The organism is Oryzihumus leptocrescens (assembly GCF_006716205.1).
Lineage (GTDB): Bacteria > Actinomycetota > Actinomycetes > Actinomycetales > Dermatophilaceae > Oryzihumus > Oryzihumus leptocrescens.
Genome location: NZ_VFOQ01000001.1, coordinates 2,397,747 through 2,410,189, shown reverse-complemented (window position 1 = coordinate 2,410,189; position 12,443 = coordinate 2,397,747). Strand labels below are relative to the sequence as shown.

Genomic DNA, 12,443 nt, shown 5'->3' with positions numbered 1-12,443 from the left:
CGGAGCGCGTCTCGACAAAGGGGTGTGGCATGTCTGAGCAGATCCAGGACCGGGCGCTCGTGGCCGGTCAGCGGCGCCGGGCGGTGCTCGCCAGCACCGTCGGCACGACCGTGGAGTGGTACGACTTCTTCCTCTACGGCACGACGGCGGCGCTGGTGTTCCCGTCGGTGTTCTTCCCCGACAGCTCGACCTACGCCGGGGTGCTGGCGGCGTTCAGCACCCAGTTCGTCGGCTTCGCCGCCCGCCCGATCGGGGCGGCAGTCTTCGGCCACTTCGGTGACCGGGTGGGACGCAAGGCCACCCTCGTCACGACGCTGATGCTCATGGGGGTCGCCACCTTCCTCATCGGCGTCCTGCCCAGCCACGCCAGCATCGGCCTGGCCGCCCCGGTCATCCTCACCCTGCTGCGGATCGTCCAGGGCATCGGCGTGGGCGGTGAGTGGGGCGGCTCGGTGCTGATGTCCATGGAGTGGGGTGCCAGGGGTCGACGCGGCCTGATGGCCAGCTGGCCGCAGCTCGGTGTGCCGATCGGGCTGCTGCTGTCCACCGGCATGGTCAAGCTGATGACCTCGGTGACCGGGGACGGCTTCGAGACCTGGGGCTGGCGGGTGCCGTTCCTCGTCAGCATCGTGCTGGTCGGCATCGGGCTCTACGTGCGGCTCCAGGTGCTGGAGAGCCCCGAGTTCGCCCAGGTCCAGAGCACCGAGGACGTCGTGCGCCAGCCGGCCTGGGAGGCGATCAGGCGGCACCCGCGCGCGATCCTCACCTCGGCGTTCGTGCGGATGTCGGAGCAGGCGCCGTTCTACCTGTTCATCACCTTCGTGCTGACCTACGGCACCAAGGAGCTCGCCCTGGACAAGGGTGACCTGCTCAACGACAGCCTGCTCGCCGCTGGGCTCGGCCTGGTCAGCGTGCCGTTCTTCGGGCACCTCTCCGACCGGCTGGGGCGCAAGCGCGTCTACGGCGCCGGCATCGTCTGCACGGCGCTGTTCGCCTTCCCCTACTTCGGCCTGCTCAACACCCGGTCCGCGGGCCTGGTGCTGCTGGCCATCGTGGTCTCACTGGTGGTCCACGACATGCAGTACGGCCCGCAGGCGGCGCTCATCGCCGAGAGCTTCGGCACCAACGTCCGCTACAGCGGTGCGGGGATCGGCTACCAGCTCGCCTCGGTCGTGGCCGGTGGCCCGGCGCCGCTCATCGCGGCGGCGATCCTGTCCTCGACGAAGTCCAGCACGGGGATCAGCTGGTACATCGTGGGCTGCTGCGTGGTCTCCCTCGCCGCGCTGGCCCTCATGCCGCGTCGGCGGCACGAGGACCAGCAGCAGGCGAGCGAGGGTCAGGCGGCGGACTTCAGCCGCACCTGACGCTTGATCCGGCTGAGCATGGCGACCATGCCCCGCAGCCGCAGCGGGGACACGGCCTCGGCCAGGCCGAAGCGGTAGGGCGCGTCGTCGGGGACGGCGAGCACCTCCGGGACGGTCAGGCCGTCAAGGCCCTCGTGCAGGATGCCGGCGAAGCCGCGCGTGGTCGGGGCCTCGGCGGGTGCCTGGAAGAACAGGTGCACCCGCCGGTCCCCGACTGACCCGTCCGCGGCCTCGTCGAGCTCGACGACGAGGAACAGTGGCGACTGGCACTCGTCGACCTGCTCGAGCTTCTCCGGGTGCCCGACGTAGCGCTCGGGCAGGTCGGGCAGGCCGTCGCTGAACTCCAGCAGCAGCTCGAGCCGGTCGCGGACGGGGACCGAGGAGAAGTCCTCGGCGATCTCGGCCAGGGCCGTGGGCAGGGCGGCGCGGTCGGTGTCGGTGTCGGTGCTCACGCTCACAGTGTGCGTCAGCCCCACGTCACTTCTCGACGGGCACGCGCACCGCGTTGCCCCACTCGGTCCAGGACCCGTCGTAGTTGCGGACCTTCTCGAAGCCGAGCAGGTGGGTCAGCACGAACCACGTGTGCGAGGAGCGCTCGCCGATGCGGCAGTAGGCCACCACGTCGTCAGTGGGCTTCAGGCCCTGCTCCTCCAGGTAGATCGCCTCGAGGTCGGCGCGGTTCTTGAACGTGCCGTCCTCGGCGGCGGCCCGGGCCCACGGCACCGACTTGGCGCCGGGGATGTGGCCGCCGCGGACCGCGCCCTCCTGCGGGTAGTCGGGCATGTGCAGCAGCTCGCCGGAGTACTCACCGGGGGAGCGCACGTCGACCAGCGGCTGGCCCAGGTGGGCGAGGACCTGGTCCCTGAAGGCGCGGATGACGCTGTCGTCGCGCTCGATCACGGGGTAGCCGACCGGGGTGGCCGTCGGCACGTCGCGGGTCAGCTCGCGACCCTCGGCGATCCACTTGGCGCGGCCGCCGTCGAGCAGGCGCACGTCCTCGTGGCCGAACAGGGAGAACACCCACAGGGCGTAGGCGGCCCACCAGTTGTTCTTGTCGCCGTAGATGACCACGGTGGTGTCCCGGCCGATGCCGCGCTGGCCCAGGACCTCGGCGAACCGCGCACCGTCGACGTAGTCGCGGGTCAGCGGGTCGTTGAGGTCGTTGTGCCAGTCCACCTTGACCGAGCCCGGGATGTGGCCGGTGTCGTACAGGAGGACGTCCTCGTCGGACTCCACGACGACGAGGCCGTCCTGCCCGAGGTGGTCGGCGAGCCACTGCGTGGACACGAGCCGCTCGGGGTGGGCGTACTCCTTGAACTGCGGGTTGTCGTCGATGGGCAGAGCCATGAGAGGCACCTCCGGATGTCGGTGGGCGGACAGGTCAACGCGGGAGGGGGAGCCCCTCGACCCTCATCGTGTCAGGGGAGAACAAGCCCTCCGGCCTGCGGTTCGGATTATGGACAGCATAACGCTGTGTTATGACGCTGCGAAGGCCTCGACCGCTTCGACGACGTCGGCCTCAGCGGCTGACTTGTCCGGCCGATGCCGCACCACGCGGGCGAAGCGCAGGGCCAGCCCGGCGGGGTAGCGGCTCGAGGCCTGCACCCCGTCGAAGGCGATCTCGACGACCACCTCGGGGCGCAGCCGCACGACGTAGCCGTCGGTGGGGCCGTCGGCGTGGCGGGGGAGCACCTCGGTCTGCCACCGCAGCGTCTCGTCGGTCAGCCCCTTGAACGTCTTGCCGAGCATGACGAAGCCCCCGGGCGGGCCGAACCGGCCGTGCGGGTCGCGGGCGCCGAGGTGCAGGTTGCTCAGCCACCCCGAACGGCGGCCCGAACCGCGCTCGGCGGCAAGGATCACCAGGTCGAGGGTGTGCACCGGCTTGACCTTGACCCAGCCCGAGCCGCGCCGGCCCATGTCGTAGGTCGCCGCGTCGGCCTTGACCACCACGCCCTCGTGCCCGCGTGCCAGCGCGTCGTCGGCGAACGCGCGCGCTGCGGCCACCTGGGCCGGGTCGCCCGGGTCGGGCACGGCCAGGCGCGGGGTGAGCAGCCCGCCCGGGACCGCCTGCTCGAGGGCCGCGCGGCGCACGTCGCCGGGCTCGTCGATGAGGTCCTGCCCCTGCAGGTGCAGGACGTCGAACAGGTATGCCGTGAGCGGGGTGGCCCGCCGGCCCGCCTCCGGGTCGACCCGGCTGGCGGTGCGGCCCCCGGTCTCCTGGAAGGGCCGGGGCCGGCCATCGGGGCGCAGCGCGATCAGCTCACCGTCGAGGATGGCCCGGTCCAGCGGCAGGGCGGCCACGGCCTCGACGACCTCCGGCACCCGGTCGGTGATGTCCTCCAGCGAGCGGGTCAGTACGCGCACGTCGGAGCCGTCGCGGTGCAGCTGGGCGCGGATGCCGTCGAGCTTCCACTCCACGCCCGCGGGGCCGGTGCGCCCCAGGGCGGCGCCGAGGTCCTTGCCCGAGGCCGCGAGCATCGGCCCAACGCCCTGCCCGACGGTGAGGCTGAACCCGGCCAGGGCCGCCGGTCCCCGGGTCAGGGCGGCCTCGGCCACCGCGGCGAGGTTGCCGCTCACCGTCACGGCCCGGCGTACCTCCGTCTCGGGCGCCCCCGCGGCCCGGGCGGTCGCCGCGAGCACGAGGGACTCCCCGGCGCCCTGGCGCAGCCCCTCGCGCAGCACGCCGACGAGGAACACCTGCTCGGCCGCGGTGAGCCGGCCGAGCAGCTCGGCCACCAGCTGTGCCCGCGTCGTGGCCGAGCCCGGGCCGGAGAGCTCGCTGGCCCGTTGCATCGTGGCGTCGAGCTCGCCGACCGTGACCGTGGCCACCGGCGCGGCCTCCGGCAGGTCGCGCCAGCCGGCGAGCTCGATGCCGGTGCGTCGCTGGCGCAGCTGACCGGAGAGCAGCCGCGCCACCACGGCCACGTCAGTGGCCGGGGTGCGGCGGAGCAGGTCGGCCAGCAGCCCCACCTTGGCGTTGCGCGACGCCGTGGCGGCCACGGCGGCGGACGTGGCGACCACCTCGGCGAGCAGCATGAGCCCATGCTGGCAGGATGGTCCGACAGTCGACGTGAGGAGACCAGGTGGGCATCTTCGACAGGGACAGCAGCATCGGCACCGCCGGAGGCGAGGTGGTCCTGCCGGCCGGGGCGCCCGAGCCGGTGGTGGACGAGACCGCCCTCGGCGGCACCGCGGCACGGATGGTCGAGCGGCTGCTCGACGTCGGGATCGACGGCAAGGGCCCGTTCGACTCGGCCCAGAAGGTCGCCGACGTCGCCCTCACCGACCACGCCGACGTCGAGGGTGCCGTGGACGCGATCGTGCGCCTGCACCTGAAGATGGGCGCGGCCGGCGGCTTCGTCACCAGCCTAGGCGGTTTCGTCACGCTCCCCGTCGCGCTGCCGGCCAACGTGCTCGAGTTCTACCTCGTCGCGACGCGCATGGTCGCCGGGATCGCCTCCGCCCGGGGCTACGACATCCGCCAGCCCGAGGTCCGGTCGGCGGTCCTGCTGGCGCTCGTCGGCGCCGACGCCGACGACCTGCTGTCCAAGGCCGGCCTGACCAAGACCGGGCGCCTGGCCAACCTGGCCGCGCAGCAGCTGCCCGGCCCGGCCCTGATGGTGGTCAACAAGGCGGTGGGCTTCCGGCTGCTGACCCAGGTGGGCAAGAAGACCCTGACCCGCTTCGGCAAGGCGGTGCCGCTCGTCGGCGGCGTCGTCGGCGCCGGCCTGGACACCTACCTGCTCAAGCGGATCGCCGACCACTCCCGCCACGAGTTCCCGCGCCGGTCCCGCCAGCTGGGCTCCTGAGCCGCCGCGGGCGGTGGTGCCGGAACCGCCGCCCGCAGCCACACGTCATACCGGCACCGTCCCACCACCGGCGGGCCCGTCGCGCCCGCAGAGGGGAGTCCCCGTGAGCACTGCCACCGCCCTGCGCTGGGGCGCCTTCCGTAACATCGCCCGCGCCCTGCGCGCCGTCACCCGCCCCGGCAGCCCGGGGATGGGGACACGGCTGTCCAGCCTGCCGCGGCTGGTCCGCGCCACCGCGCGCGGCGAGTATGCCGGGACGAGCCTGGGTCGCCTGGCGCTCCTGGTCGGGGCGGTCGCCTACGTCGTGTCACCGATCGACCTCGCGCCGGAGGCGTTGCTCGGCCTGTTCGGCCTGGCCGACGACGCCGTCGTCGTGTCCTGGATCGCGACCACCGTGGTCAACGAGACCGAGGCCTTCCTCGCGTGGGAGGAGCAGCGCCGCCGGACGGTGCCCGGGGACGTCGTCGGCTGACCCGCCGGGGTCGTGGCGCCGTCGTCGTTGTCCACAAGCCCTCCGCCGTTCGTCCCACCGTCCACAGGCGCGCGGCAGCGCCTGTCGATGCCGGGCGGTCGCCCGCACGCTCGGGTCATGACGACGACACTGCACCTCCGGGGGCCGGCCGACGTGCTGGCCGTCCTGCCCTACCAGCTCGGTTACCACCCGCGTGACAGCGTCGTGGTGGTCAGCCTCCACGGCCGCCGCATGGGTCTGGTGCAGCGGCTCGACCTTCCGCCGCACGAGCACCTCGACGAGGCGGTCGCGGCCATGGCAGCGCCGCTGGCCGCGGACAGGCCCGAGTCGGCCCTGCTGATCGGCTACGAGGACACCGAGGGGGCGTCCTCGCCGATGCTCGATGCGCTCGACGACGCCTGTGACGAGATGGGGCTGCCGGTGGCGGACCGTCTCGTGGTGCGGGCGGGGCGCTGGTTCGCCCTCGACTGCACCAGCGAGGCGTGCTGCCCCACGGCGGGCACGCTCCTGCCGCCCGACCACGAGGTGCCGGCGGTGGCCGACTTCGTGGGCATGGAGGTGGCGCCGCTGGTCGACAGGGAGGCCCTCGTGGCCAGCCTGCAGCCGGGGTCCCACCCGCTGCTGACCCGCGCGGTGCGGGCCTGCGCGCAGGAGTGGCTCCAGGTGGTGACGGACGGCCACGACGAGCACCAACCCGACCTGGAGAAGCAGCGGGCGCGGGCGCTCGCCGTGTGGGCCGAGCTGCTGCGTGAGGACGACGCGGCCCCGGCGGTCACCGACCTGCCGCCGGGTGACCTGGCCCTGGCGGCGTGCTCGCTGGTCGACGTGCACCTGCGTGACGCGCTGGTCGCGTGGCTGTGTCCCGGCACCCTCGAGCTGGACCTGGTCGACCCGGGCCTGCGTGAGCAGCTGCGCCGCCTCCTGCCCGTGCGTGGCTGGGGGCGTGGGGAGCCGGACGCCGCCGAGGTCACCGCACAGCGCCGGGTCGAGGCCAGGCTGGTGGCCCTGTGCGGGGTCCTTCCCGACGAGTGGGCGGTCGCGGCCCTCACCGTGCTGGCCAACCTGACCTGGTGGCGCGGCGACGGCGCGCTCACCCGTGTCGCGCTGGACCGGGCGCTGGCCTTCGACCCCGGCTACCGGCTCGCCGCGCTGCTGGCGCGCATGGTCGACCTCGCGATCCGGCCGGACCGCGCCTCCGCCTGAGCCGTGCGGCCCCGTCGACAGGGGGTCCAGCACGCGGACGGGCGGTCGGGTCGACGGGACGTCAGGCGTACAGTGTCGCGCAGGTCATGAGCTCCAGCGCGTAGCCCCGGCTTGCTGGACGGCAACCCTCCACCGCGGTGGGGTGCCCCGGGTGATGACCGGGCCACCTGGACCACAGGTGGCAAGCGCGGGCCCGGCCGGGCCCTGACGACCTACCAGGGAGCCGCCGTGACCGTCATCTCCGACCCGCTGCGCGCCACGACCGGCCCCGGCCGTCGGCACCTCGATGTCGGGGGTCTGACCCTCGAGGCCGGCGGCTCGCTGCCGGAGGTGCGGGTGGCCTACGAGACGTGGGGCCGGCTCAACGCCGCACGTGACAACGCCATCCTCGTCGAGCACGCCCTCACCGGGGACAGCCACGTCGCCGGACCGGCGGGCGCGGGCCACCCCACGCCGGGCTGGTGGGACGGGCTGATCGGTCCGGGTCGGCCGCTGGACACCAACCGGTTCCTCGTCGTCGCCAGCAACGTCCTCGGCGGGTGCCAGGGCACCACCGGCCCGGCCAGCGCCGACCCCGACGGGCGACCCTGGGGCAGCCGCTTCCCCTACGTCACCGTCCGCGACCAGGTCGAGGTCGAGGCCCGCCTGGCCGACGCGCTGGGCGTCGAGCGCTGGGCGGCCGTCCTCGGCGGGTCCATGGGCGGCATGCGGGCGCTGGAGTGGGCCGTGACGCACCCCGACCGGGTGGAGGCCTGCATCGTGCTGGCCAGCGGCGCCTACGCCACCGCCGAGCAGATCGCCTGGTGCCAGCCGCAGCTGCTGGCCATCCGGCAGGACCCGCGCTTCCGGGGCGGGGACTACTACGGCCACCCGGTCGGCCCGGACGCCGGGCTGGGTCTCGCGCGCCGGATCGCGCACGTGACCTACCGCAGCGAGCACGAGCTGGCCGAGCGCTTCGGGCGACACCCGCAGGGGGAGGAGCAGCCGCTCGGCGGCGGTGGTCGGTTCGCGGTCGAGAGCTACCTGGACCACCACGCGGACAAGCTGGCCCGGCGCTTCGACGCGAACTCCTACCTCGTGCTCACCGAGGCCATGAACTCCCATGACGTGGGCCGCGGCCGCGGTGGCTGGCAGGCCGCCCTGGAGCGGGTGACCGCCCGGCTCACCGTCGCCTGTGTCGACTCCGACCGGCTCTACCCGCCGCGGCTGTCCGACGAGATCGCGACCGCCCCGGCCGCCGTCGGCCCGGCGCACCGGGTTCGCTCGGACTACGGCCACGACGGCTTCCTCATCGAGATCGGGCAGGTCGGGCAGATCCTGCGCGAGGCACTCGGCGAGGTGTCACCGTCCTCACGACGCGCCCGCTGATATCCGGTACGGTCGCCGCACGGAGCAGCAGGCGCTGCGCGACTGGACGAGGAGGTTCAGGTGGCCGTCGTTGTGGGCTACGTGCCGACGAAGGAGGGGCGAGCGGCGTTGCGCCGTGCCGCCGAGGAGTGCCTGCTGCGGCGCACCCGGCTGATCGTCATCAACTCCAACCGCGGCGGCAAGGACCTGGACGCCGACGAGGCGACCCGGTTCGACGAGGAGCTGCGCGGGGTCCAGGCCCAGCTCGACGACGTGGGGGTCGAGCACGAGGTGCGCCAGCTGGTGCGTGGCAACGAGCCCGCCGAGGACCTGATCGCCGCGGCCGAGGAGGTCGAGGCCGACTTCATCGTGATCGGGCTGCGTCGGCGCACCCCGGTCGGCAAGCTCATCCTCGGCTCCAACGCCCAGCGCATCCTGCTGGACGCTCCGTGCCCGGTCCTGGCGGTCAAGGCGCCGACCGAGGGCTGAGGGGCGCGGCGGCGCGACTCGCCCCGGGTTGCGCACCGTGAGGGGCGGGAAGGATCGGCCCGCCTCGAGCGTTGTTGCTGGTCGGAGGCGGTGTGCAACGTTGTCGTGGCGCGGATTTCGGGCACTCGGGGCGCGGGCATGACCTCCGACGTTTTACAATGTTCATCTGCACGACCGGAGATGCCGCCGCCGATCCGGTCACCACGAACTTCCCGCAACGTCCTCGGTCTCCGTCGGCACCGCTTCCGGAGCTGATCTGACCTGCGGTGCACCAGAGTCGCGACGAAAGGTAGTCGGTGTCGCCTGTGTCGAACGCCCACCCCGTCCCGTCGGCGGAGCGCCCTGCGCGCCCGCTGCCGGCTGAGTTCTCCCACCCCGCCCTCCAGGAGCTCCTGGCGATCGGCAACGCCCACGGCTCGGTCGACAGCAGCCAGCTGCGCGACGCCCTCCTCGGTGCCGAGGTGGAGCCCAAGCGGATGAAGGCCGTCCTGCGCTCGCTGGAGGAGCAGGGGATCAGCGTCACCCTCGACACCGCCACCGCGCACCGTGCGGTCGCCGCCACCTCCGCCCGCCGCACCACCACGGCCAAGGCAACGAAGAAGGCCCCCGCCAAGAAGGCCGCCGGGGCCACGAAGACCGCCGCCAAGCCCGCGGCCACCAGGACGGCCGCCAAGGCGGCGACGCCCAAGGCCGCCGCTGCTGCGGCCGCCGCGCCCGCCAAGAAGGCGGCCGCGAAGAAGGCCACCACCAAGAAGGCCGCGGCCAAGAAGGCCGGCGCCGAGACCGCTGCCGAGGGGGTCGAGGAGGCCGTCGACGTCGACGAGGAGCCGACCGACGTCGACGAGAGCGAGCTCGAGGACGTCGCGGTCGAGGACGAGCCCGAGGCTGCCGCCGAGGAGGGCGCCGAGGACGCCGAGGCCCCCGCCAAGGCCGAGGCGGAGGAGGAGTCCGAGGAGGCCGGCTTCGTCATCCGCGACGACGACGAGGAGGACGCCCCGGCGCAGCAGGTCGTCACCGCCGGTGCGACCGCGGACCCGGTCAAGGACTACCTCAAGCAGATCGGCAAGGTCGCCCTGCTCAACGCCGAGCAGGAGGTCGAGCTCGCCAAGCGCATCGAGGCCGGCCTGTTCGCCGAGGAGAAGCTCAACTCCGGCGACAAGATCGACATGAAGCTCAAGCGTGAGCTGTGGTGGATCGCCCAGGACGGCAAGAAGGCCAAGAACCACCTGCTCGAGGCCAACCTGCGTCTGGTCGTCTCCCTGGCCAAGCGCTACACCGGTCGCGGCATGCTCTTCCTGGACCTGATCCAGGAGGGCAACCTCGGCCTGATCCGCGCGGTCGAGAAGTTCGACTACACCAAGGGCTACAAGTTCTCGACCTACGCGACGTGGTGGATCCGCCAGGCGATCACCCGCGCGATGGCCGACCAGGCCCGCACCATCCGCATCCCGGTGCACATGGTCGAGGTCATCAACAAGCTCGCCCGCGTCCAGCGCCAGATGCTGCAGGACCTCGGCCGGGAGCCCACCCCGGAGGAGCTCGCCAAGGAGCTCGACATGACCCCCGAGAAGGTCGTCGAGGTCCAGAAGTACGGCCGCGAGCCCATCTCGCTGCACACCCCGCTCGGCGAGGACGGCGACAGCGAGTTCGGTGACCTCATCGAGGACTCCGAGGCGGTCGTCCCGGCCGACGCGGTCTCCTTCACCCTGTTGCAGGAGCAGCTGCACTCGGTCCTGGACACCCTCTCCGAGCGGGAGGCCGGTGTGGTCTCGATGCGCTTCGGCCTGACCGACGGCCAGCCCAAGACCCTCGACGAGATCGGCAAGGTCTACGGCGTGACCCGCGAGCGGATCCGCCAGATCGAGTCCAAGACGATGTCCAAGCTGCGCCACCCGTCGCGTTCGCAGGTCCTGCGCGACTACCTAGACTGACCCGCAGCCACCGAAGCGCCCGTCACCCCCGAAGGGGTGGCGGGCGCTTCGTCGTCCTCCGTCGAACGACGGAGGCGCCCGACCGTGACGGCCCGTGACAATCGGCGCACGACGCGCTCGACGACGACGGAGGCAGGATGCACGGGGACCGGGGCCTGGCGCCTCCGCACGGCGGGAAGCTGGTCGACCTGGTGGTCGACGAGGCCCGCGCGGCCGAGCTCTTGGCGATGGGGGACCGGTGGCCGTCCTGGGTCCTCACCGAGCGGCAACGCTGCGACCTTGACCTGCTGGCCTGCGGTGCCTTCTCCCCGCTGACCGGCTTCCTCGGCCGGGCCGACCACGCGTCGGTCTGCGAGCGGATGCGCCTCGCGGACGGCACGCTGTGGCCGATCCCGGTGACCCTGGACGTGGACGACCGCACCCGCGACGCGGCGCTGGTGTGGGGGCACCTGGCCCTGCGCGACGACGACGGGCAGCTGCTCGCGGTGCTCGGCGTGCACGAGGCCTGGCGGGCGGACCCGCAGCTGGAGGCCGAGGCGGTGTTCGGCCGCTGCGACCCGGCGCACCCCAGCGTCGACCACCTGCTCTACCGCGCGCACCGGTGGTACCTCGCCGGCCGGCTCGAGGTGCTGCCGTCCGCGCGGACCCTCGACGCGGCGGGGCCGCGGTTCACCCCGGCCGGCCTGCGCGCCCACTTCGACCGGCTCGGCATCACCCGGGTGGTCGCCTTCAACACCCGCAACCCGATGCACCGCGCGCATCAGGAGCTGACCCTGCGGGCGGCGCGGGAGACGGGGGCCCACCTGCTCATCCACCCGGTCGTCGGCCCCACCAAGCCCGGCGACGTCGACGTGGCCACCCGGGTCGCCTGCTACGAGAGCCTGCTGCCGACCTACCGCAGCGGCCAGGCGACCCTGGCCCTGCTGCCGCTGGCCATGCGCATGGGCGGGCCGCGGGAGGCCCTGTGGCACGCGATCATCCGGCAGAACTTCGGCGCCACCCACATGATCGTCGGCCGGGACCACGCCGGCCCGGGGCAGGACAGCCTGGGCCGTCCCTTCTACGACCCGTATGCCGCGCAGGCGCTGGTGCGCCGGCACCAGGACGAGCTCGCGGTCTCGATGGTCTCCTTCCCGCAGCTCGGCTACGTCGAGGACACCGACAGCTACGAGCCGGTGGACCAGGTCCCGCCCGGCACGCAGGTCAGCGTCATCTCGGGCACCGAGGTGCGGCGCCGCCTGGCCCGGGGCCAGGCCCTGCCCTCCTGGTTCACGCCGCCCGCGGTCGCCTCGGTGCTGCGGCGCCGCTACCCGCCTCTGCCCGAACGCGGCGTGACCGTGGTCCTGGTGGGTGAGCCCGGTGCGGAGACCACAGCCACGGCGGCCGAGCTCGCCTGTCGCCTGCAGTCCCTCGGCCGCCGGGTCCGGCGGATCGGCGACGAGGGCAGCCGCACGGACCAGGCGACCCAGACCCCCGCGCCGGTGGCCGACCTGGCGGGGCTGAGCGCCCGCGCCGTGGAGTCCACGCGGGCCGGGGACATCGCGTTGTGCACTGTCCACACCGCCGACGCCCCGGCGTTGGAGCGGATGCGGATCGAGGTCGAGGCCTGGGGCGGCTTCTTCCTCGTACCGGTGGCCCCGGCCGGAACGGCAGGCCGGTCGGGGTCACCGCGTTCTTCCGGGTCCGCGAGGGCCAGGGTCGAGGCTCTGTTGGGGCAGCTGCGCGCCCATGGGTTCCTCACCGGCCAGGAGGACCAGGTCAGCGCCTGAGCGGACCGGGGGAGCAGGTCGGGCTGCTGCGATCCCGGTGCAGGTGGGCGTCCGGGCGA

11 protein-coding genes and 1 riboswitch are annotated in these 12,443 nt (G+C 73.3%); of the genes, 8 read left to right on the top strand and 3 right to left on the bottom strand.

What is annotated here, in order from left to right; translation table 11 throughout:
* Window positions 1–29: 29 nt before the first annotated feature.
* Complete coding sequence (locus FB474_RS11320; protein WP_141788735.1) at window positions 30–1,364, top strand: MFS transporter; 1,335 nt, start codon at window positions 30–32, stop codon at window positions 1,362–1,364.
* Here FB474_RS11320 and FB474_RS11315 read toward each other — a convergent pair.
* The 3 genes from FB474_RS11315 to FB474_RS11305 all read right to left on the bottom strand — a co-directional run bounded on the left by FB474_RS11315 (window position 1,337) and on the right by FB474_RS11305 (window position 4,400).
* On the bottom strand, window positions 1,337–1,816 hold the full coding sequence (locus tag FB474_RS11315; RefSeq protein WP_246092143.1) for a SufE family protein: 480 nt from the start codon (window positions 1,814–1,816) through the stop codon (window positions 1,337–1,339). The two genes, FB474_RS11320 and FB474_RS11315, sit on opposite strands and share 28 nt — an antisense overlap.
* A 25-nt stretch (window positions 1,817–1,841) precedes the next feature.
* Window positions 1,842–2,711: a sulfurtransferase gene (locus tag FB474_RS11310; RefSeq protein WP_141788734.1), complete on the bottom strand. Its 870-nt coding sequence runs from the start codon at window positions 2,709–2,711 to the stop codon at window positions 1,842–1,844.
* A 129-nt stretch (window positions 2,712–2,840) separates the two neighbouring features.
* Window positions 2,841–4,400, bottom strand: coding sequence for an ATP-dependent DNA ligase (locus tag FB474_RS11305; protein WP_141788733.1), 1,560 nt, complete (start codon window positions 4,398–4,400; stop codon window positions 2,841–2,843).
* A 47-nt stretch (window positions 4,401–4,447) separates the two neighbouring features.
* Here FB474_RS11305 and FB474_RS11300 point away from each other — a divergent pair, with 47 nt between their 5' ends.
* From FB474_RS11300 to sat, 7 genes are all read left to right on the top strand, one after another.
* Entirely contained in the window at window positions 4,448–5,173 is a 726-nt protein-coding gene (locus tag FB474_RS11300) for an EcsC family protein (RefSeq protein WP_342778121.1), read from the top strand.
* Between the two features lie 103 nt (window positions 5,174–5,276).
* Complete coding sequence (locus FB474_RS11295; RefSeq protein WP_246092142.1) at window positions 5,277–5,645, top strand: YkvA family protein; 369 nt, start codon at window positions 5,277–5,279, stop codon at window positions 5,643–5,645.
* Between the two features lie 117 nt (window positions 5,646–5,762).
* Complete coding sequence (locus FB474_RS11290; protein ID WP_185746124.1) at window positions 5,763–6,848, top strand: DUF4192 domain-containing protein; 1,086 nt, start codon at window positions 5,763–5,765, stop codon at window positions 6,846–6,848.
* Between the two features lie 82 nt (window positions 6,849–6,930).
* Window positions 6,931–7,042: riboswitch (SAM riboswitch) on the top strand.
* Window positions 7,043–7,076: 34 nt separating this feature from the next.
* On the top strand, window positions 7,077–8,216 hold the full coding sequence (gene metX, locus FB474_RS11285) for a homoserine O-acetyltransferase MetX (protein WP_141788731.1): 1,140 nt from the start codon (window positions 7,077–7,079) through the stop codon (window positions 8,214–8,216).
* 60 nt (window positions 8,217–8,276) lie between these two features.
* Window positions 8,277–8,684 carry a universal stress protein gene (locus FB474_RS11280; protein ID WP_141788730.1) on the top strand — a complete coding sequence of 136 codons (408 nt, stop codon included), beginning with the start codon at window positions 8,277–8,279 and terminating at the stop codon, window positions 8,682–8,684.
* A 305-nt stretch (window positions 8,685–8,989) separates the two neighbouring features.
* Window positions 8,990–10,615: an RNA polymerase sigma factor gene (locus FB474_RS11275; protein ID WP_141789949.1), complete on the top strand. Its 1,626-nt coding sequence runs from the start codon at window positions 8,990–8,992 to the stop codon at window positions 10,613–10,615.
* A gap of 137 nt (window positions 10,616–10,752) precedes the next feature.
* The gene (gene sat / locus FB474_RS11270) at window positions 10,753–12,384 is read left to right on the top strand and encodes a sulfate adenylyltransferase (RefSeq protein WP_141788729.1); all 1,632 of its coding nucleotides are present in this window, start codon (window positions 10,753–10,755) and stop codon (window positions 12,382–12,384) included.
* The last annotated feature ends 59 nt before the right edge of the window (window positions 12,385–12,443 follow it).

Bases quoted from the DNA above. Each gene is read 5' to 3' on its own strand.
- FB474_RS11320 (WP_141788735.1), top strand. From the start codon at position 30: ATGTCTGAGCAGATCCAGGACCGGGCGCTCGTGGCCGGTCAGCGGCGC.
- FB474_RS11310 (WP_141788734.1), bottom strand. From the start codon at position 2,711: ATGGCTCTGCCCATCGACGACAACCCGCAGTTCAAGGAGTACGCCCAC.
- FB474_RS11305 (WP_141788733.1), bottom strand. From the start codon at position 4,400: ATGCTGCTCGCCGAGGTGGTCGCCACGTCCGCCGCCGTGGCCGCCACG.
- FB474_RS11290 (WP_185746124.1), top strand. From the start codon at position 5,763: ATGACGACGACACTGCACCTCCGGGGGCCGGCCGACGTGCTGGCCGTC.
- sat (WP_141788729.1), top strand. From the start codon at position 10,753: ATGCACGGGGACCGGGGCCTGGCGCCTCCGCACGGCGGGAAGCTGGTC.